Here is a 20,939-nt window from a genome sequence, read left to right as displayed (position 1 = left end):
ACTGACGGTTAGCAATGGAAAAAAGCCTCGCGCGTTACATCTGGTCGAACACGCGGCTGCAGCAGCTCTGGATTCTGACAGTCGTTGCGGTCTCTATGATCCCCTATTTTCTGTCCTTCGACTTGCCGAAGCAGATCGTCAATGGGCCCATTCAGGGCTCCGGTTTCGAGGGGGAAGGTGCAACCCAAACCTTCATGCGACTGGCCTACACTTTTCCTGTGATCGGGGAGGTCGAATTTTTCGGAGGTTTGCAGCTAGATCGGTTGCAGATGCTCATGGCCCTCAGCCTCGTCTTTCTGGCCCTGGTCGTGTTGAACGGCCTCTTCAAGTTCTACATCAACACGTACAAGGGGAGACTAGGCGAGCGTATGCTGCGCCGCATCCGCTTCGAACTGATCGATCGCGTTCTGCGCTTTCCACCCTCGCACTTCAAGCGTGTGAAATCGGCCGAAATCGCGACAATGATCAAGGATGAGGTGGAGCCGATGGGAGGCTTCACCGGCGATGCCTTTGTCTCTCCGGCCTTGCTTGGCGGTCAGGCGCTGACAGCGCTGGCCTTTATCATCGTCCAGAACTTCTGGCTCGGAATGATCGCTGCGGCCATTGTCGGCGTGCAGGCTGTGGTCATCCCGCGGATGCGAAAGCGATTGCTTGAACTCGGTCGCCAGCGCCAGCTGACAGCACGCGAACTTTCCGGCCGTGTCGGCGAAATCGTCGATGGCATCGGGACCATTCACGGAAACGATACATCGAATTTCGAGCGTGCCGACATCGCTACCCGGCTCGGACTGATCTTTTCCATCCGCTACGATCTCTATCAGTGGAAGTTCCTGGTCAAGTTTCTGAACAACTTCCTCGCCCAGGTCACACCGTTCCTGTTTTACGCGATCGGCGGCTACCTCGCGCTGCAGGGTCGGCTCGACATCGGTCAGCTCGTCGCCGTCATCAGCGCTTACAAGGATCTGCCGGGGCCCCTCAAGGAGCTGATTGATTGGGATCAGATGCGCCAGGATGTGCAGGTCAAGTACCAGCAGGTCTACGAGCAATTCAATGTCGAGCCGCTGATCGACGGCAAGATTCAGGATATTTCACCAGAAGCGGTTGGTGCTCTCACGGCTCCACTCGTGGTTACCAACCTGACAGTCAGCGACGACAGTGGCGCGCGGCTGGTCGATCACGTTTCCGTCGAGATCAAGCCGAATGAAACGGTCGCGGTCGTCGGCCCGAATTCAAGCGGCGCAGAGGCCTTCGCGGAAGCACTCGGGCGGCTGGTATGGCCAGATTCCGGTCGTGTCACCATCGATGGCAAGGACCTCCTTGACCTGCCGGAATCCGTGACAGGCAGGCGCATCTCTTACGCATCCGCCGACAGTTACTTCTTCCACGGCACGCTCCGGGACAATCTCCTTTACGGGTTGAAGCACGCTCCGCTGCGTGAGCCGAGCTATGACGGCAAGGAAGCTCAGGAGGCCAAATGGCATGCCGAAGAGGCTGTGAAAGCTGGCAATCCGACGATGGATATCAACAGCGACTGGGTTGACTACCAGTCCGCTGGCGCGACCGGCCCGGAGGATATCCTGACAGCGATCCGTCCGGTGCTGGATGCGGTATTGATTTCGCAGGACATTCTCGACCTTGCGCTTCGATCGAACGTCAACACGAGCGTGCATGTCGTCCTCGCGAACCACATTGTCGATCTGCGCACGGCCCTTCGCAAACGCATGGCCGAGTCGGAACTCGGCAATATCGTCGTGCCGTTTGATTTCGATGCCTTCAATCCGCAGGCCACCGTCGGCGAAAACCTGCTCTTCGGTTCGATGAAGCGACCGATGATGAACAATCGTCGACTGGCAGCTCACCCCTATTTCCAGGCACTTTTCCGCGAGACAGGCCTGAGCAACGACCTCTACGCCATGGGCCTCGAGATCGCCGAAAACGCCGTTGAACTCTTCCACGACCTGCCGCCAGACCATCCGTTCTTCCAGCAACTGACCTTCATGACGCCAGACGATATTCCGACGTATCAGGCGCTGTTGCAGAAGTTGCAGAGCCGGCGGTTTGACGACGCGACGCCTGATGAGCGTTCGGCCATTATTCGGCTAAGCTTTGCCTATATCGAGCCTCGGCATCGTTTCGGTCTCCTGACGGAAGAGCTGATGGCGAAGATCGTCAGCGCCCGCAAGCAGTTCCATGAGAATATTCCTGATGACCTGGCCGCCGTGATCGAACGCTACGATCCCGAGCACTTCATCTCCTCGGCAAGCCTCATGGACAATGTCCTGTTCGGACGTATAGCCTATCAACAGGCCGACGCGTCGGACCGTATCCGTGCCATCATGGGTGACCTCTTCGATTCACTCGAACTTTTCGACGACGTATTGTCGATCGGGCTCGAATTCGACGTCGGTTCCGGCGGCAAACGCCTCACAATGGTGCAGCGGCAGAAATTGAATCTTGCTCGCGCGCTTCTCAAGCGCTCCGACTACTTCGTCTTTAACCGACCCATGTCAGCGCTTGATCAACGCGTTCAGGACCAGATTACCCGCAATATCGTCGAAGGGCTGCACAAGGAGGGCGAACGGCCCGCGATCATCTGGGTGCTTTCGAACGCAAGGCTTGCGGAAATCTTTGATCGGATTCTGCTTTTCGACCGAGGTGCTCTGGCTGAGGCAGGCAACTTTCCGGAACTTTCCGAGCAAAACGGTATGTTCAAGGAACTGTTATCGTAATATCCTATTGACGGACAATAAGATGGCGTGAGGCGCCACGGTCTAACACCGCGCACCGGACAGCGCGACAAGGGTAGGACGTTCATGCTGCTAAGAGACGAAGTGGAAATGCTACGGCGGGTGCCGATCTTTTCGAGGATTGCGCCCGCGAAACTAAAGCTTCTTGCCTTCACTTCCGATCGCATGACATACAACGTCGGGCAGGATCTCTTCCACCAAGGGGACCCTGGCGATGCGGCCTATGTCGTCTTGTCTGGCACTGCCGACATTCTGGTTCATTCGCCGGCGGGCGACATCAAGGTCGCCGACGTTGAACTTAACTCCATCGTTGGCGAGATCGCCATTCTCTGCGATGTTTCGCGTACCGCCACGGTTCGAGCGACCTCGCCTCTCGAAGTCCTGCGGATCAGCAAGGAGCATTTCCTGAAGCTTCTCAGTGATTTTCCGGAAATGGCCGTCGAAATTATGCGCGTTCTTGCCGATCGTCTGAACCACACCACAGCGGAACTGACGGCTGCGCGCGCAGCGAAACAGCCGCAAGCGGCGGCTATGTAGGGTTTTCAGCTTCCTGATACGAAAAGGCCCGCCTCGCGATTGCGTGGCGGGCCTTTTCGTTCTTGTGGAAATCAATCGCGCTGTTCGAGCGCCTTGCTGAACGCCAGCGCAGCAAGAGTGCAGATGGCGCCTGACAGCAGGTAGTAGCCAACGAAAGCCAAACCGAAGCGGCTAGACAGTGTCAGTGCCACCAAGGGCGCAAAGCCGGCACCGACGAGCCAGGCGAGATCCGAAGTAAAGGCTGCTCCGGTATATCGATAACCTCTGCCGAACCGCGATGAGATCGAACCGGTTGCCTGGCCAAAGGAAAGGCCGAGCACACCGAAGCCGATGATGACGAACGCTTCCTGCCCCCCGGAGCCCGACGCCATTAGCATCGGACCGACGAAGCTGAAGATGGCGATGAGGATCGCACAGATCGCAAGCTGCGCACGCCGACCGATGCGATCTGCGATCATTCCGGAAATGACGATCGCGACGAGACCGACCATGGCACCAATGATCTGGACGACCATGAAGCCGCCGATCGGGTGTGTTCCGTAGAGATAGACCCAGCCAAGCGGGAAGATCGTCACCAAGTGGAACATGGCGAAGCTTGCGAGCGGTACGAAGGCACCGAGCAGGATATCGCGTCCGTGAACCTGCAGAACGTCGCGGATCGGTGCGGCTTCCAGCTCATGCTGCTCCAGTGCCGAGCCGAAATCCGGCGTCATCACGAGGCGTAAGCGCGCAAACAGCGCAACGACGTTGATGGCAAAGGCGACGAAGAACGGATACCGCCAGCCCCAGCTCAGGAAATCTTCGCTGGACAGGTTGGCGATGAAGTATCCAAACAAGGCGCTTGCCAGCGCAAAACCGATTGGCGCACCCAGCTGCGGGATCATCGCATACCAGCCACGATGATTTGGTGGCGCGTTGAGTGCCAGCAGCGAAGCCAAGCCATCCCATGCGCCGCCGAGCGCAAAACCCTGCCCGAGCCTAAAGAGCGCAAGCAACGCGATCGACCATACGCCAATCTCGTTGTATCCGGGCAAGAAAGCGATGGAGGCAGTCGAGCCGCCGAGCAGGAACAAGGCAACCGTCAACTTGGCGCCGCGTCCGTAGATACGGTCGATGGTCATGAACACGACAGATCCGACCGGACGTGCCAGGAATGCCAGCGAAAAGATCGCAAAGGAATAGAGCGTCGCCGTCAGCCGATCAGGCGCGAATGGAAAGACAAGTTGAGGGAAGACCAGCACGGATGCGAGGCCATAAACAAAGAAATCGAAGAATTCCGACATGCGTCCGATGACGACGCCGATCGCGATACTGCCGGGTGAAACAGGCTTGTCCGCGTGAATCCGCCGCGCGTCCTGCTCCATCGATGTGGATGATGGTCCATAGTGTGTCGTATTTGCCATTCGAATGCCTCCCTCGTCGAGGCACCTGTGGCAAAGCGCCTCACCAGAGATCTTGAACAAACCCCTGCGCTTATCAAGTCCGTTCGGCGTAAATAGTTCATCCGTCGGCGCGAAAATTACATGTGGACCAAGAATCGCATTCTGTACCCCAGAATCCGGCTGCTGAAGGCTGGCATCGTCGGCCTGCGCGGATATATTAGCCCTTCAAAAAGGGGTGCGTACAAAAATCCTGCGAATGTCGATCAGGATTTTGACATCCTGAGCCACCTGTCTTATTCCGCAGTGCGGCATTTCTGCTGCACTGCGACCAAACACCTCATGTTGCTATCAGGTACAGTGCTTTAGTCGCCGTTTGGATGAAACAACAAGAGCATAGAGACGTGCAAAAACTGCCGAAGTTTTCCCGCCATCTCCTCATTCTGCCGCTCCTTCTGACGCTGGCAGGGTGCAATTTGGTGGTCATGTCGCCCTCGGGCGATATCGCCATGCAGCAACGCGACCTGATTGTCGTATCGACAGTCTTGATGCTGCTGATCATCGTTCCCGTGATCTTCCTGACGCTGCTGTTTGCCTGGCGCTACCGCCGTTCCAACACGGCCGCCACGTATGATCCCGAATGGCACCATTCCACACGTCTCGAAGTGGTCATCTGGTCAGCGCCGCTGGCGATCATCATTGCGCTTGGTGCGATCACCTGGATCAGCACTCACAAGCTCGACCCTTTTCGTCCTCTCGATCGGATTGACGCTGAGCGCGCCATTCCGGCCGAGGTTAAGCCGCTGACCGTCGAAGTCGTCGCGCTCGACTGGAAATGGCTGTTTTTCTATCCCGAACTTGGCATTGCGACCGTCAACGAGATGGCAGCGCCGGTCGATCGTCCGATCACCTTCAGAATCACCGCCTCATCGGTCATGAACTCCTTCTACGTCCCGGCACTTGCCGGCCAGATCTATGCGATGCCTGGTATGGAGACCAAGCTGCACGCCGTGATCAACAAGGAAGGTGTCTTCGACGGCTTTTCGGCCAACTACAGCGGCGCCGGCTTCTCGCACATGCGCTTCAAGTTCCATGGGGTCAACCAGCAGGGCTTCGACCAGTGGGTCGCGCAGGTCAAGGAGAAGGGCACGGCACTGAACCGCGACACTTATCTGAAGCTCGAACGGCCGAGCGAGAGGGAGCCCGTGCGCTACTTCGCGACGGTCGACAAGGACCTCTTCGACGCGATCCTCAACATGTGTGCAACACCCGGCAAGATGTGCATGAACGAGATGATGCACATCGACATGATGGGTGGTGGCGGCAAGGAAAGCGCCGAGAACCGCGACAAGCTTGAATACGATAGCCGCCATGCTGATCAGGTCGGCGGGCACGGAGCTTCTGCCGAAAGTCATGATGCCTCCCAGACCACACCGGCGGATACCACGGGCGGCGCCGCGTCAGATACGCAGACGATGCCCGGCATGCAGCATGACGGGCACTCGATGCCTGGTATGGACCATGGCACTGGTGGTGACACCGCGCCTGCGCAGCCGAATAACAACTAGACCTGGCGCTTTGCGTCGATACGACATCAATGAACGGGTTAATCCATGTTTTCCAATCCTGACCTCCTGAAGTTTATCTTCGGTCGGTTGACCCTAGAATCGATCCCCTATCACGAACCTATCCTTGTCGTGACATTCACCGCCGTGGCGCTTGGCGGGATCGCGCTTCTGGGCGTTGTTACCTATTTCAAGCTTTGGGGCTATCTCTGGCGCGAGTGGCTGACGAGCGTCGATCACAAGAAGATCGGCATCATGTACGTCATCCTTGCGCTCGTCATGCTGCTACGTGGCTTCTCGGATGCAATCATGATGCGTTTCCAGCAGGCAATCGCCTTCAACGGATCCGGTGGTTATCTGCCCCCGCACCATTATGATCAGGTCTTTACCGCCCATGGCGTGATCATGATCTTCTTCATGGCAATGCCGTTCGTCACCGGCCTGATGAACCTCGTGGTACCGCTGCAGATCGGTGCGCGTGACGTCTCCTTCCCGTTCCTGAACAATTTCTCCTTCTGGATGACGACAGCAGGCGCGATCATCATCATGATCTCGCTCTTCGTTGGTGAATTCGCCCAGACTGGCTGGCTGGCCTATCCGCCGCTTTCGGGATCCGACTACAGTCCGGGCGTTGGCGTCGACTATTACATCTGGGGGCTGCAGGTGGCCGGCGTTGGCACGACGCTGTCAGGTATCAACCTGATTGCAACCATCGTGAAGATGCGCGCGCCTGGCATGAGCTTCATGAAGATGCCGGTCTTCACCTGGACGTCGCTCTGCACCAACATCCTGATTGTTGCGACATTCCCAATCCTGACGGCAACGCTAGCGCTCCTGTCGCTCGACCGCTATGCCGGCACCAACTTCTTCACGAATGACCTTGGCGGCAATCCGATGATGTACGTCAACCTCATCTGGATCTGGGGCCACCCGGAAGTCTACATTCTGGTGCTGCCTGCCTTCGGGATCTTCTCCGAAGTCGTCGCAACGTTCTGCGGCAAGCGTCTGTTCGGTTATGCTTCGATGGTCTACGCCACCTGCGTGATCATGATCCTGTCCTATCTCGTGTGGCTGCACCACTTCTTCACGATGGGTTCGGGCGCAAGCGTAAACTCGTTCTTCGGCATCACCACAATGATCATCTCAATCCCCACCGGGGCGAAGATGTTCAACTGGCTGTTCACGATGTACCGGGGCCGCATCCGTTATGAAGTGCCGATGCTGTGGACGCTGGGCTTCATGGTGACCTTCGTCATCGGTGGTATGACTGGCGTTCTGCTTGCCGTTCCGCCGGCCGACTTCGTGCTCCACAACTCGCTCTTCCTGATCGCCCACTTCCACAACGTCATCATCGGCGGCGTTGTGTTCGGCCTGATGGCCGGCGTGACCTACTGGTTCCCGAAGGCGTTCGGCTACAAGCTCGATCCATTCTGGGGCAAGATGTCCTTCTGGTTCTGGCTGGTTGGCTTCTATTTCGCCTTCATGCCGCTCTATGTCCTCGGCCTCATGGGCGTTACGCGACGCGTGTCGCAGTTCGAGGATCCGTCGCTGCAGATATGGTTCATCATTGCGGCATTCGGTGCTGTCCTGATCGCGATCGGCATCGCGAGCTTCATCATCCAGCTGGTCGTCAGCTTCTTCAAGCGCGAGGAGCTGCGCGATACGACGGGCGATCCCTGGGATGGCCGCACGCTGGAATGGTCGACTTCGTCGCCGCCGCCGGACTACAACTTTGCCTTCACGCCCGTCGTCCACGATCATGATTCCTGGTACGACATGAAGGGGCGCGGCTACGCCCGTCCGCTGGAAGGCTTCAAGCCGATCCATATGCCGAAAAACACCGGAACCGGTGTCATCCTCGGTGCTATTAGCGTTGTGCTGGCCTTCGCCCTCATCTGGTACATGTGGTGGCTTGCCGTCCTGTCGTTCGCCGCGATGCTCGTCGTGTCGATCGGCCATACATTCAACTACAACCGCGATTTCTATATCCCCGCCGAGGAAGTCACGGAAACGGAAGCAAAGCGTACGGCGCTGCTTGCCGAGCAGGTGTAAGACCATGAGCGATATTGTAATCGACAAGGCCGACAAGCCTGAATTCTACGTCACCGAGGAGCACCATCCGGAAGGCAGCACCATGCTGGGCTTCTGGCTATACCTGATGAGCGACTGCCTCATCTTCGCGGTGCTTTTTGCGACCTACGCCGTTCTCGGCCGCAATTATGCGGCCGGACCCTCGCCGGCCGATCTCTTTGATCTGCCGCTGGTGGCGATTAATACGTCGATGCTGCTTTTGTCCTCCATCACCTACGGCTTTGCCATGCTGCAGATGGAGCGGAAAGAGAAGGGCGCAACGCTCTTCTGGCTCGGTATCACCGGCATCTTCGGCCTCGCCTTCCTCGGGCTTGAACTTTACGAGTTCGCGCACCTGATCCACGAGGGTGCTGGTCCGACCCGCAGCGCCTTCCTGTCGAGCTTCTTCACGCTCGTCGGCACCCACGGCCTGCACGTCACCTTTGGCATCATCTGGCTGGTGACGCTGATGGTACAGGTCTCGCTGCGCGGGCTCATTCCGGAAAATCGCCGCCGCCTGATGTGCCTGTCGATGTTCTGGCACTTCCTCGACGTCGTCTGGATCGGCGTCTTCTCCGTCGTATATCTCATGGGAGTTCTCGGATGACCTCCAACGCACCTGCAACCGAAGACGCTCACGAAGCCCATCATGGTCATAGCCACGGTCACGAGGCTGCCCACGGCACCTTCAAGAGCTACATGATCGGCTTTGTGCTGTCGGTCATTCTAACTGCGATCCCGTTCTGGCTGGTCATGGCCGGCGTGTTCGAGAGCCCGGCCGTCACTGCCGCCTGGGTCATGGGGCTTGGCGCCATCCAGATCGTTGTTCATATGATCTTCTTCCTGCATATGAACCCGCGCTCTGAAGGCGGCTGGACGATGATGGCGCTAATCTTCACGCTTTTGCTCGTCGCCATCGCGCTCGCAGGCTCTCTCTGGGTCATGCATCATCTGAACACCAACATGATGCCGATGAGCCCCGAAATGATGAAGAACATGCCTTAAGGGCAACAGCGGGCGGCGCTTGCGCCGCCCGCATGGATTTTTGGCCATGGCCGACGTTTCTCCCGACAAAGCACAAAGACAGCATACTGCCGCCGGGCTGGTGATATTCTGCGGCCTGATGGTTTCGCTGATTGTGGCACTGACTTCGCTTGGTGTGTGGCAGGTCGAGCGCCTCTCCTGGAAAAAGGATCTGATCGCCCGCGTCGACCAGCGGGTTCATGCGGAGCCGGTGCCGGCTCCGACACGCGCGGAGTGGAACGACGTCAGCCGCGCCAAGGACGAATATCGCCACGTGATGGCCCAAGGGACCCTGCAAAACGATCGGGAGACGCTGATTTACGCGTCGACGGCGCTCGGCGCCGGCTACTGGGTGATCACGCCGCTTAGCCTCGCCGATGGGACATCGCTCCTGATCAACCGCGGTTTCGTGCCGACCGACAGACGCGATCCGAAAACGCGTAGTGAAGGGCAGGTTTCCACGCCGGTGAAGATCACCGGGCTCTTGAGGATCAGCGAGCCGAGGGGCACCCTCCTCAAGTCCAACGATCCGAACAGCGACCGCTGGTATTCACGCGATGTCGCGGCAATCGCGGAGCATCGCAATATCGCGCTTGTCGCACCTTACTTCATCGATGCCGACGCGACCGTCAATCCCGGAGCCCTGCCGGTTGGTGGCTTGACGCAGATCGCATTCCCCAACAATCATCTCGTCTACGCCATCACCTGGTTCGTGTTGGCGGCCATGGTTGCCGCGCTCCTGATTTTCGTCGCCCGAAGCGAGATCCGCTCCCGCCGGTCGTGATCAGACGGCCTTGCTCTTGGGATAGAAGCGCTCGGCAATGTGCTCTCCCACTGCATAGGCCTGGCTGACAATCTCAGGAACGAGATCGATATCAGGCAAACTGCCGAGGCCGAGGGGTCCAATTGCAAACAATCCGCCGACGGTTGATCCGTCCTCAAGGCACGGCTGGCCGCGCTGGTTCACTGCAAGGCCCAGTGACAATTCGTCTGCTAGAGCCAGCCCCTGGTTTTGCAGGCTTGAAAGCAGCGGAGAATTCAGTTGCGGTCCGCGGCAGCGGCAATCCAGTATTCGTTCAGCATGGATGACCTCGTCGCAGGCCGATCCGGCTGGACGGAAGAAAATGCCGCTCAGGCCCTGCCTTCCCACGACGCCGCGGCGAAGGATCGTGTTGCCACTCGCGAGTTCGCCCTGAAGGCGTGCATAGATCGCCTCCGGCAAACGGTTGCGATGGCTGTCGTAGATAGCGCGAAGGTGCCGATTGAACTGACGTTTCTGATGAGCCGGTAGCGAGCGCCAGAGCGAACGGGCGTGCTTGCGCAGCCCGTTCATGACGGACTGCCAGCTTCGACCCTCCTCCTCTGCTTCGCGGCAGGCGTTGCGGATGAAACGCAGGATCTCGGGGAGGTTGGATGGTAAGGCCGCGGCAGGGAAAACCGGATCGGCAGAATTCGGGGTGTGGCTCTGCGGCAGAAAGCCACGGCGGGAAACGATTGTGATCTGGCCCTGGTAGCCAGCATCGCGCAACTGCAGGAGATGATCGACGACCCTGATACCGCTGCCGAGAAGCACCGTATGGGGTCGCGCAATGAGCCTCTGGGCTCTGACCGGCGACGGATCTCGCGCCGGGTCTTCGATCTCGGGCATACCGTAGCCCGTGGCAAGGATCACGCTGTCGAAAAGTGGATTGGCAGGGTTGGCGCTTTCCAGCAGGAAGCGGTTGCCATGCGTCCTGCGGATCGCCACGACTGGATCATGGCAGACCTGGACGGTTATGTCCTTGCGAGCGGACAAGGCTTCGGAAAAACGCTGGTAGACATAGTCGCTGAAGATGTCTTTAGGCACGAATATCTGGCGGAATCCCGGGATTGCAGCTGGGACTGCAGCGCGGAATTCCGCGTTGCTACAGAGCCAGTCGTTGAAATCATCCGTGTCGCCCACCGAAACAGACAGATCGCGCACACGCGTGTTCAGGATAGTGGAGGCACGTGCCGACGACAGTGCCTGTCCGCCACTGACCGAAGAATTGGGGTCGAAGAGCTGCATATGAAAAGGCAGGCGCACCGTCTTCATGAGCGCTATTGCCATCATCATCCCGGAGAAGCCGCGACCCACGATCGCAAAGCGCGGCCTCGCGGAGATCTGGGCTGCCGCCGCTGACCTGGAAGAAAAAAGTCCTTGAACCGTCATCTCAACTCCCCTGCGACCTTCGCGCATCGTGTCTCGACTGGTTTCAACGCGGGAAATTTACTCGCGCGTTGAAGAGGTTCATGCGGTTTAGAACCGCCTATAGTCTATCAAACTGGTCGTGTATGAAAGCGCTAAAAGACGATTTAGGCAAGGCCTTTGTTTCCAACCACGCCGCTCCAAGTTGCTAAGTACCCGGTAGTACTTTGATATTTCGAGCCGACGCGAGTATGCGCGGTCGCAATTCCCCTTCGCTTCTGCGCTCACGATAAAATAACCAACTGGTGAATTATTGACTTGAAGGGCGCAAAGGAATCGGCAAAAGTAAGGGCGCTAATCAATCCCTTTACGGGCTTGTCGTCTTTCCGGACCAGCGTCCGACCACACTTCTGTTTTGGAATATCACCGTGAGCAGCGATGCTTTAACACGCGCGGCGAAGCCATCGGCTTCGATGGCGAAAGCGACTGCGGCAGGCTGGGGCAAGGGCCTCTTTACGCTCGTCCGCATTACCGTCATGGCGTTTCGCCATCCCTGGCAATCCAGCCTTGCAATTGGCGCAACACTTGTGGCTTCGACCTTCCAGCTGATGATACCTCGCCTCCTTGGCCAGGCCGTTGACCACACCCAGGTTGCGATGGAGGGCGGCCGGGCCGGCCAGCTCGCGCAGGATGCACTTCTGACAACCGCACTCATGCTGCTTGGCGCCAGCGTGCTGCGGGGCATCTTCACGATGGTTCAAAACTATTACAGCGAGAGTGTCGGCCATCATATCGGGTATGAGCTGCGGCTCGCCTGCTATGAGAAGATCCAGCGCCTCTCCTTCAGCTTTCATGACAGCGTCCACTCGGGCGACCTGATCACCGTCGGGTTGCTCGACCTCGAAGGTGTGCGCATGTACTTCTCGACAGCGTTGGTTCGCATGGTGCTGCTGACCGTTCTGATCGGCATCGGCGCTTACATGCTGCTCTCCACCGATCTCATTCTTGGCCTGCTTGCCCTAAGCTTCGTGCCTTTTGTTGCCTGGCGCTCTTCGGTTACGCAATTGCGATTGCGTGCGACGTGGCTCGATTTGCAGGAACGCCTGTCAGTGCTCACGCGCATAATGGAGGAAAATCTCGGCGGTATCCGCGTCGTGCGGGCATTTGCCGCGCAGGCACATGAGATGATGAAATTCGAAAAGGCCTCCACGAACGCCCTTTTGCTTGCACACCAGCGCGTTGGCATCCGTGTCATCAACACCAGTGCGATGACCTTTTCGTTCTTCGCAGCGATGGGACTCGTGTTATGGATTGGTGGTGGCAAGGTGATGTCCGGCGAGATTACAGTCGGCACGCTTGCCTCCTTCCTGACCTTCATGACGATCCTGCAGATGCCAGTCCGCCAACTCGGACTTATGGTCAACGCCTTCGCTCGCGCTTCGACCTGCGGCACGCGGCTCTTTAACCTGCTCGATCTCGAAATTGCTGTGCGGGATGCACCTGACGCCAAGGAGCTCGCGCTAACTGACGGCACGATTCGCTTCGAGAATGTAAGCTTTGCCTATCCAAGCTCGCCGATGCATGAGGTGCTTCGGAACGTCTCCTTCGAGGCAAACCGTGGCGAGACCATCGGGATCGTCGGTCCCCCCGGGAGCGGTAAGTCGACGCTCGCGCATCTGATCCCGCGCTTCTATGATGTCACGAGGGGTAAGATCACCATCGACGGCCAGGATATCCGCAAGGCCACACTTCAATCGCTTCGCCGCGCCGTTGCCGTTGTCCAGCAGGATTCGTTCCTCTTCACGACTTCGATCGAGAACAACATCGCCTATGGAGATCCCTGGGCGAAGGAAGGTCGTATCGAGCGGGCGAGCGAAAGCGCGCAATTGCACAATTACGTGCTTGGCCTGCCGACCGGCTACGGAACCGTCGTTGGCGAGCGGGGCGTATCGCTGTCGGGAGGACAGCGCCAGCGTTTGTCGATCGCACGCGCGCTGATGCTGAAGCCTGCCGTGATGGTTTTCGATGATTCAACGGCGGCGATCGATGCGGCAACCGAACAGCGCATTCGCGCCGCCATGCGCAAATACGCGGCCGATCGCGTAACGATCATCGTCGCGCATCGCCTGAGCTCGCTGATGCACGCCGACCAGATCCTGTTCGTCGAAAACGGACAAATCGTCGAGCGCGGAACGCATGACGAATTGTTGGCTGCCGGGGGGCGCTACAAGGCGCTCTACGATCTGCAAGTGCGGCCGGGCGACGACGCCGTCGGCGCCTAGGGAGGAAAGAAATGGCTGAGGAGTTGGAAACCGAGCGCTCCGACGTTCGCGAGGACGGGCGCCGCCCGCCGCGTGCGGTCGTCGGCTCTCACCGCGTCGAAGAAGAGATGTTCGGCAAGGCGTTCGATGGCAACATCATAAAGCGCATCTGGACCTTCGTGCATCCCTATCGCCGGCAAGTCTGGCTTTCGGTGGCCGCAGTTTTGACTTTCACGGCAATGCAGCTCCTGATCCCGCTGATTATCCGCTACGCGATCGATCACGGCATGCAGCCGCAAGGGGGCCATTCGGCGCTGACATGGGCGATGGTCGCTTTCCTGGTTGCGATCATCATCAATTACGGCGCCAGCTACGCGCAGGAGACACTGGTCGGCAATGTCGCAGAAGAGGTTCTCTTCGACATCCGCAAGGCGATGTTCTCACATTTGCAGCGCGTCTCGCTTTCCTTCATGGACAAGACCGAGGTCGGGCGCCTCATGTCGCGCCTGCAGGGCGACGTCAACTCGATGCAGGAGTTCCTTGAAACCTCCGTCCTGTCGGTCGGCGATATCGCGCTGCTCTTCGGCATCGTTTTCGTGATGCTCTATCTCGACTTCAAGCTGGGCCTCCTTACGCTCTCGGTTCTACCGATCCTCTTTATCGTTCGCCTCTTCTGGCTTCCTTTGGCGCGCAAGTCCTTCATGGCGGCACACGAAACAAACTCGGTTGCCAACGGCGCATTGGCAGAAGCTATTCACGGTGTGCGCGCCGTTCAGAGCATGGACCGTCAGGGGGTCAACTTCATGCTCTACGACGATAAGGCCAAAGCGAACCTAAAAACGCATCTGACGGCGGCGCGCTATGCGCAGGTGATGGTGCCGATCGTGGACTCACTCACTGGTGTTGCCATGGCGCTGGTCATTGTCGTCGGTGGCGCGCGCGTGCTCAACCAGGCGCTCGATGTAGGCGTGCTCGTCGCATTCCTGTTTTATATCCAGCGCTTTTTCGATCCGATCCGCTCGCTGACCCTACAATATTCGGTGATGCAGCGCGCCATGGCCTCCGGCCAGCGGCTGACAGAGGTTCTTGATGTTCCCGTCGAGATCAGGGACGCGCCGGATGCAAAAGAGCTTTCCGCCGATATGGACGGCTCCGTGGAATTTCGCGATGTGGTCTTCGGCTATCATCCAAAGCACCCGGTCCTGAAACACGTGAGCTTCAAGGTGAACCCAGGCGAAACGGTTGCTCTTGTCGGGCCGACCGGCTCCGGCAAGTCGAGCTGCATGTCGCTGATCCACCGCTTCTATGATGTGCAGCAGGGTCAGGTGCTGGTTGGTGGACACGATGTGCGCGACCTGACGCAGGATTCGCTGGGCAACCAGATCGCTATGGTCCTTCAGGAGCCTTTTCTGTTTACGGGCACAGTCTTCGAGAATATTCGCTATCACAAGGCTGAAGCGACCCGCGAACAGGTCATCGAAGCCGCAAAGGCCGTCGGCGCCCATGATTTCATCATGCGCCTGCCGCAGGCCTATGACAGCATGCTCGGCGAGCGCGGCGGCAATCTTTCGCTCGGCCAGCGTCAGCTTCTGAGCTTCGCCCGTGCGCTGGTCGCTGACGCGAAAATCCTGGTGCTTGACGAGGCAACTGCCAATATCGACAGCTACACCGAGATGCTGATTCAGAAGGCGCTCGTCAAGCTGCTCGAGAACCGCACGGGACTGGTTATCGCGCATCGCCTCGCCACGATCAGGGAGGCGGACCGTATCATCGTCCTGCAGAACGGTGAGTTGATCGAAAGCGGCAACCATCAGCAGCTGATGAAGAACCGTAAGCTCTATTCGCGGCTCTACAACCTCAATTACGCGTCGTTCGACGACATTCCGGACGCCGTGCTCGAAGAGACCACGGCGAACGGTTCAGCGACATAATCAAGCCTTCCAAGCAACGCCATTATTCGAAGAGGAGGATGTTCCATGGAATACCGCAAGCTTGGCCATAGTGGAGCAGTTGTCACCGCCTACTGCCTCGGCACGATGACGTTCGGTGCCGAGGCCGACGAAGCTGCATCGCACAAGTTGCTCGACGACTACTTCGCCTGGGGCGGCAATTTCATTGATACCGCTGATGTCTACAGCGCCGGCACGTCGGAAGAAATCATCGGGAGATGGCTTAAAGAGCGGCCCACCGAGGCAAAGCAAGCGGTTATTGCGACCAAGGGGCGATTTCCGATGGGACCCGGGCCGAACGATATCGGTCTTTCTCGCCGCCATCTGAACCAGGCGCTCGACTCCTCGCTTGCGCGGCTGGGCGTCGAGCATATCGATCTCTACCAGATGCATGCATGGGATGCCCTGACGCCGATCGAGGAGACGCTGCGCTTCCTCGATGATGCCGTTTCCGCCGGCAAGATCGGCTACTACGGTTTCTCCAACTATGTCGGATGGCAGATCGCCAAGGCCGTGGAGATTGCCAGGGCGCGGGGCTACACCCGTCCGGTGACGCTACAGCCGCAATACAATCTCTTGGTACGCGACATCGAACTCGAGATCGTCGCTGCCTGCCAGGATGCTGGCATGGGCCTCTTGCCGTGGTCGCCGCTTGGCGGCGGCTGGTTGACGGGCAAATACCGCCGTGACCAGAAACCGACGGGTGCGACCAGGCTCGGCGAAAATCCGAACCGAGGCATGGAATCCTTTGCGCAGCGCAATGCGCAGGAACGGACATGGGACATCATCGAGACGGTAGAGGCGATCGCCAAAGCGCGTGGCGTCAGCATGGCACAGGTGGCTCTTGCCTGGACGGCGGCGCGGCCGGCGGTGACTTCGGTCATTCTCGGTGCCCGAACGGGAGAGCAACTCGCGGACAATCTCGCAGCAGCGAACCTGTCGCTTTCCGAACAGGAGGTTACCAGGCTTGATGAAGTCAGTCAGCCACAAGTGGCCGACTACCCATATGGTGTCGGCGGCACCAACCAGCGGCATCGCAAGATCGAAGGTGGCCGATAAAGTCATTCATGGCGGCCGGCGAGCGGCCGCCAATCGATTTAGAGGCGCACGCCGCTTGTCTCGTCGAACAGATGCAGCTGCGATGGATCGACGGCGACGCCAATCGTCTCGCCCGCGCGAGCGGTTCCGCGCCCAGTCTCGACGATCGTCAGTTCCGGTGTTGTCGCAGCCGTGATGAAGGTGGATGAGCCGGTTGACTCCACGACAGCAACAGGTACGTCAAACGTCCCCTGCCCTGGCGCTGTCACCCCGATATGCTCAGGACGAATGCCGGCGGTGACCTTGCGGCCTGGCTCGACCTGATGGTCGATTGCGATCTTGTGCTTGACGGTGCCGAGATCGATTGCCAGGCTCTTGCCGTCTTCGCCTACAACGGCTGGAATGAAGTTCATGGCAGGAGAGCCGATGAAGCCGGCGACGAACTTGTTGGCGGGCTTGTCATAGAGATCGAGTGGCTTGCCCTGCTGCTCGATCACACCTTCACGCATGACGACAACATGGTCGGCCATCGTCATTGCCTCGATCTGGTCGTGGGTGACGTAAACCGACGTGGCACCGAGGCGGTCGTGCAATGCGCGGATTTCCTTGCGCATGTGAACGCGCAATGCGGCGTCGAGGTTGGAGAGCGGCTCATCGAAGAGGAAGGCCTTCGGATGGCGGATGATGGCTCGGCTCATTGCGACGCGCTGGCGCTGTCCCCCCGAGAGCTCGCGCGGATAACGCTTCAAGAGATGTGACAGGCCGGTCGTCGTGGCAACCTCTTCGGCTGCCTTGCGGGCTTCCGCCTTGGCGACGCCACGGATGCGCAGGCTGTATGTCAGGTTCTCCTCGACCGTCATGTGCGGATAAAGCGCGTATGACTGGAAGACCATGGCGACGTCGCGCTTGCGCGGCGGCACGTTGTTCATCAGCTCGCCAGCGATCTTCAGGTCGCCTTCCGAGATGCTTTCCAGGCCCGCGAGCGATCGAAGCAGTGTGGACTTGCCACAACCGGATGGCCCGACGAGTGCGACGAAAGTGCCTTTTGCAATCGACAGATTGATGTTTTTCAGGGCGTGAAACGCGCCGTAGTGCTTGTTGACGCCGCTGAGCTCGATCTGATTGGTCATTTGAGGGCTCCAGAGGTGAGGCCGGATACGATGCGGCGCTGCAAGAGAACAAAGATGGCGAGGATCGGCGTCACATACATCGTGGCGTAGGCCATGATGTTGTTCCACTCGTTGGTATTCGGTCCCATGAAGGAATTGAGACCGACGCTTGCCGGCTGAAGCTCGGCCGCCTGGATCATCGACTTTGAGTAGACGAATTCACCGAAGGCCTGCATGAAGATCAGAATGGCGCTGACCAGGATGCCATTGCGAGCAAGCGGCAGCACGATACTGAAAAAGGCACCGACGCGGCTGTTGCCGTCGACAAGCGCGGCTTCTTCGAGCTCCATCGGCACGGCCATGAAGGTGGCGCGAACCAGGACGACGAAGAACGGCATGCTTTTTGCGGCGATCGCGATGATCACGGCAAGACGCGGGTAGTCGAGCATCCCGAACTGCGAGAAGCCTACGAAGATCGGCGTCACCATCAGCGACGCCGGCAGGACCTGCAGCATCAGGATCATGAAGAGACCGATGTCGACCCAAACGTTGCGGTAGCGCGCCAGTACATAGGCGCAGCCAACACCGAGAACCGTAATCAGCGTGACGGAACCGACGGCAATGACCAGTGAATTCCAGAGATAGCGGCCCATGCCGCGGCTCTCCCAGACATAGCCGAACGTGCCCCATTGCGGATCGCCCGGCCAGAAGCTTGGGGGGGTGGCGAACATCTCGGATCCGCCCTTGAGCGCCGTGATGTACATCCAGTAGAGCGGAAACAGGTAGACCGCCGCCATTAGGATGGCGATCACAAGCATAAGACGGTTGTGTGTCGTTTCGGTCATCCGCGCACCTCATGGCGTGTGGAGCGGACATAGACGACGGAGGCAAACATGACGAAGACGATCATGATGACAGAGATGGTTGCGCCCTTGGCGAAGTCATACTGGCGGAACGACAGGTCCCAGGCCCAGTATTGCGTGACGTTGGATGAGTTGTTCGGCCCACCCGAGGTGATTGCAGCGAAGAGATCGAACTGCTGTAGCGTGAAGATCAGGCCGAGCGAGACGATGGCGCCTATCGTGGAACGCATCATTGGCAGCGTGATCGTCCAGAACCGTTGCCAGGCATTGGCCCCGTCCAGTTCCGCAGCCTCATAGAGGTCACCGGGAATTCCGGACAAGCCAACCGACAGGAGGATCATGTTGAAGGCAGTTCCAAGCCAGACGTTGGCGATGATGACGGCATAGAGCGAGAAGTGAGGATCAGAGCGCCAGAAGATGTTGCTGCTGATGATGCCGCTTTCCTTCAATATGAAGTTGAGGACACCGAAGTCGCCCGACAAAATCCAATTCCAGATTGCCCCGACAACAAGGCCGGGCATGACCCACGAGACCAGGAAAAGGCCGCGCAGCCATGAGGCGCCGGGGAAATTGACCCAGAAGAACAGCGCCAGACCGAAACCGATCAGAAACTGGCCGGCGATGGAGCCGACGACAAAGATGACCGTATTGCCGAGGATCGGCCAGGTTTCCGGTTGGGCAAAGAGATCCGTGTAGTTCTTGAAACCGACGAAGGGGCGCGAGAAGGTTCCGAGGCTGAACATGTCCACCTCCTGGAAACTCATCACCACATTGTAGATGAGCGGCAACCCGGCCATCAGGAACAGGAAAGTCAGCGGAAAGGCGACGAGTGCGATGTCGAAGCCGCGGCCGTCTCGGACACTTGAAAGTAACCGTTTCATCGATCCTCCAATACTCCGAACGGGGCTGCCTGAAGCTTGCGCTTGGAGACAGCCCCTGCCGGGAGGAAATGGTGGGATGGCCCGAAGGCCATCCGGTTATACGGAGAGGGTTAGCCGAGCACGGCCTTGATCTTGTCGGCAGCCTGGTCGAGCGCATCCTTCGGGCTCATCTGACCGGTCAGGGCAGCCTGGATGGCGTCCTGGATCGCCTTGGAGATCTTCGGCCACTGCGGATTCGGGCCACGCGGCTTGGCATACTTCAGCTGCTCGATGAAGACCTTCAAAGCCTCATCCTTCAGCTTGTTGCCCGTTTCCGGGATGGTGATGTCAGAACGAGCCGGAAGCTGACCATAGTTCTTGAACATCTTGTCGTCCTGAGACGCAAAGAACTCGAGTGCCTTGAAGGCTTCGGCAGGATGCTTCGTGCTGGAGAAGATCGCCCAGTTGAAGTCACCCATTGCCGAGGAACGCTCAGCGCCTTCGTTCGGAACCGGGAGCAGGGCAACACCCCAATCAAACTTCGCTTCCTTGGTCATACGATCGAGTTCCCAGGGACCGGAGATCACCATCGCAGCATTGCCGGAGTTGAAGGTGCCGGTCGAGTCCCACTGGCCGCGCGTCAGGGTGTCAGGAGAAGCGAGCTTCTCGTCCATGATCGTCTTCCAGGTCTCCAGCGCCTTGACCGCACCTTCGGCATTGATGTTCTGGTAGCTGCCGCCCGCCATCTGAGCCCAGGGAAGGAACTGGAAGGTGCCCTCCTCGTTCGCCTTGGCCGAGAAGGCCAGGCCGTAGACGTTCTTGGCCGGGTCTGTGAGCTTGCGTGCATCCTCGACGAGCTCGTCCCACGTCTGCGGCGGCTTGTTGGGGTCGAGACCCTTCGCCTTGAACATGTCCTTGTTGTAGTAGAGCGCGATCGTGTTGGTCGCCTTCGGTATGCCGTAGTACTTGCCATCCCATTCGACCGACTTAAGCGGACCAGGGAAATAGTTTTCCGGCTTGATGACCGACGAGCTCTTGATCATGTCGGAAATATCCAGGAAGGCACCACGCGAGGCGAACATCGCATGCTCGGGATTATCAACGGCAATGATGTCAGGGGCCTGGCCGGTGGCATAGGCGCGCATGGCTTCGGTGACGACGTCATCGAACTGGATCAGACGATATTCGATCTTGATGCCATTGTTCTGGGCGTTGAATTCCTTGACGAGATTCGGCGCCGGCTGAATGTCCTTATCCAGCGACCAGACGGTCAAGGTGACGTCTTCGGCCTTGGCGGCCAAGCCGAAGAGAGACGCGCTTGCGAGCGCCAAAGCGCCGATCATAGCAAACTTGCGGATACCCATAGTTCTC

General features: G+C 58.6%; 16 protein-coding genes. 10 read left to right on the top strand and 6 right to left on the bottom strand.

Annotated features, from left to right (window positions below):
• The first annotated feature begins 14 nt into the window (after positions 1 to 14).
• Together JNB88_RS06365 and JNB88_RS06360 are read left to right on the top strand one after the other, a co-directional pair.
• The gene (locus tag JNB88_RS06365) at positions 15 to 2,729 is read left to right on the top strand and encodes an ABC transporter transmembrane domain-containing protein (protein WP_037134255.1); all 2,715 of its coding nucleotides are present in this window, start codon (positions 15 to 17) and stop codon (positions 2,727 to 2,729) included.
• An 84-nt stretch (positions 2,730 to 2,813) separates the two neighbouring features.
• Positions 2,814 to 3,284, top strand: coding sequence for a cyclic nucleotide-binding domain-containing protein (locus tag JNB88_RS06360; RefSeq protein ID WP_037134256.1), 471 nt, complete (start codon positions 2,814 to 2,816; stop codon positions 3,282 to 3,284).
• Between the two features lie 71 nt (positions 3,285 to 3,355).
• Here JNB88_RS06360 and JNB88_RS06355 read toward each other — a convergent pair whose 3' ends face one another.
• Positions 3,356 to 4,687: an MFS transporter gene (locus tag JNB88_RS06355; protein WP_037134257.1), complete on the bottom strand. Its 1,332-nt coding sequence runs from the start codon at positions 4,685 to 4,687 to the stop codon at positions 3,356 to 3,358.
• A 380-nt stretch (positions 4,688 to 5,067) separates the two neighbouring features.
• On the opposite strand from JNB88_RS06355, the gene cyoA reads away from it, so the two are divergent.
• Genes cyoA through JNB88_RS06330 form a run of 5 tightly spaced genes read left to right on the top strand, consistent with a single transcriptional unit; the run spans position 5,068 to position 10,105 of the window.
• On the top strand, positions 5,068 to 6,231 hold the full coding sequence (gene cyoA / locus JNB88_RS06350; RefSeq protein WP_220354729.1) for a ubiquinol oxidase subunit II: 1,164 nt from the start codon (positions 5,068 to 5,070) through the stop codon (positions 6,229 to 6,231).
• 45 nt (positions 6,232 to 6,276) lie between these two features.
• Entirely contained in the window at positions 6,277 to 8,280 is a 2,004-nt protein-coding gene (gene cyoB, locus JNB88_RS06345; RefSeq protein WP_037134259.1) for a cytochrome o ubiquinol oxidase subunit I, read from the top strand.
• A 4-nt stretch (positions 8,281 to 8,284) separates the two neighbouring features.
• Positions 8,285 to 8,905: a cytochrome o ubiquinol oxidase subunit III gene (gene cyoC / locus JNB88_RS06340; protein WP_037134260.1), complete on the top strand. Its 621-nt coding sequence runs from the start codon at positions 8,285 to 8,287 to the stop codon at positions 8,903 to 8,905.
• A complete protein-coding gene (cyoD, locus tag JNB88_RS06335) occupies positions 8,902 to 9,303 on the top strand; it encodes a cytochrome o ubiquinol oxidase subunit IV (RefSeq protein WP_037134261.1) in 402 nt (133 codons plus the stop codon). The genes cyoC and cyoD overlap by 4 nt, the downstream gene beginning before the upstream one ends.
• A 46-nt stretch (positions 9,304 to 9,349) precedes the next feature.
• On the top strand, positions 9,350 to 10,105 hold the full coding sequence (locus JNB88_RS06330; protein ID WP_037134262.1) for an SURF1 family protein: 756 nt from the start codon (positions 9,350 to 9,352) through the stop codon (positions 10,103 to 10,105).
• Here the strand turns inward: JNB88_RS06330 and JNB88_RS06325 are convergent, their stop codons facing one another.
• On the bottom strand, positions 10,106 to 11,512 hold the full coding sequence (locus JNB88_RS06325) for an FAD/NAD(P)-binding protein (RefSeq protein ID WP_220354728.1): 1,407 nt from the start codon (positions 11,510 to 11,512) through the stop codon (positions 10,106 to 10,108).
• A 449-nt stretch (positions 11,513 to 11,961) separates the two neighbouring features.
• Here JNB88_RS06325 and JNB88_RS06320 point away from each other — a divergent pair, with 449 nt between their 5' ends.
• Genes JNB88_RS06320 through JNB88_RS06310 form a run of 3 tightly spaced genes read left to right on the top strand, consistent with a single transcriptional unit; the run spans position 11,962 to position 16,757 of the window.
• Entirely contained in the window at positions 11,962 to 13,770 is a 1,809-nt protein-coding gene (locus JNB88_RS06320; protein ID WP_220355074.1) for an ABC transporter ATP-binding protein, read from the top strand.
• Positions 13,771 to 13,781: 11 nt separating this feature from the next.
• Positions 13,782 to 15,680 (top strand): ABC transporter ATP-binding protein, encoded by a 1,899-nt coding sequence (locus JNB88_RS06315; RefSeq protein WP_220354727.1) that lies wholly within the window; start codon positions 13,782 to 13,784, stop codon positions 15,678 to 15,680.
• 45 nt (positions 15,681 to 15,725) lie between these two features.
• On the top strand, positions 15,726 to 16,757 hold the full coding sequence (locus JNB88_RS06310) for an aldo/keto reductase (protein WP_220354726.1): 1,032 nt from the start codon (positions 15,726 to 15,728) through the stop codon (positions 16,755 to 16,757).
• A gap of 38 nt (positions 16,758 to 16,795) precedes the next feature.
• Here the strand turns inward: JNB88_RS06310 and JNB88_RS06305 are convergent, their stop codons facing one another.
• The 4 genes from JNB88_RS06305 to JNB88_RS06290 all read right to left on the bottom strand — a co-directional run bounded on the left by JNB88_RS06305 (position 16,796) and on the right by JNB88_RS06290 (position 20,932).
• Positions 16,796 to 17,866: an ABC transporter ATP-binding protein gene (locus JNB88_RS06305; RefSeq protein ID WP_220354725.1), complete on the bottom strand. Its 1,071-nt coding sequence runs from the start codon at positions 17,864 to 17,866 to the stop codon at positions 16,796 to 16,798.
• Entirely contained in the window at positions 17,863 to 18,690 is an 828-nt protein-coding gene (locus JNB88_RS06300; protein ID WP_220354724.1) for a carbohydrate ABC transporter permease, read from the bottom strand. Before JNB88_RS06300 ends, JNB88_RS06305 begins: the two co-directional genes overlap by 4 nt.
• Positions 18,687 to 19,589, bottom strand: coding sequence for a carbohydrate ABC transporter permease (locus JNB88_RS06295; RefSeq protein ID WP_037134268.1), 903 nt, complete (start codon positions 19,587 to 19,589; stop codon positions 18,687 to 18,689). Before JNB88_RS06295 ends, JNB88_RS06300 begins: the two co-directional genes overlap by 4 nt.
• A 110-nt stretch (positions 19,590 to 19,699) precedes the next feature.
• On the bottom strand, positions 19,700 to 20,932 hold the full coding sequence (locus JNB88_RS06290; protein ID WP_220354723.1) for an ABC transporter substrate-binding protein: 1,233 nt from the start codon (positions 20,930 to 20,932) through the stop codon (positions 19,700 to 19,702).
• Positions 20,933 to 20,939 lie beyond the last annotated feature (7 nt).

Origin of the sequence: Rhizobium cauense (assembly GCF_019511525.1) — a bacterium.
GTDB classification, from domain to species: Bacteria; Pseudomonadota; Alphaproteobacteria; order Rhizobiales; family Rhizobiaceae; genus Rhizobium; species Rhizobium cauense.
This window is presented reverse-complemented; position numbering and strand designations above follow the sequence as displayed.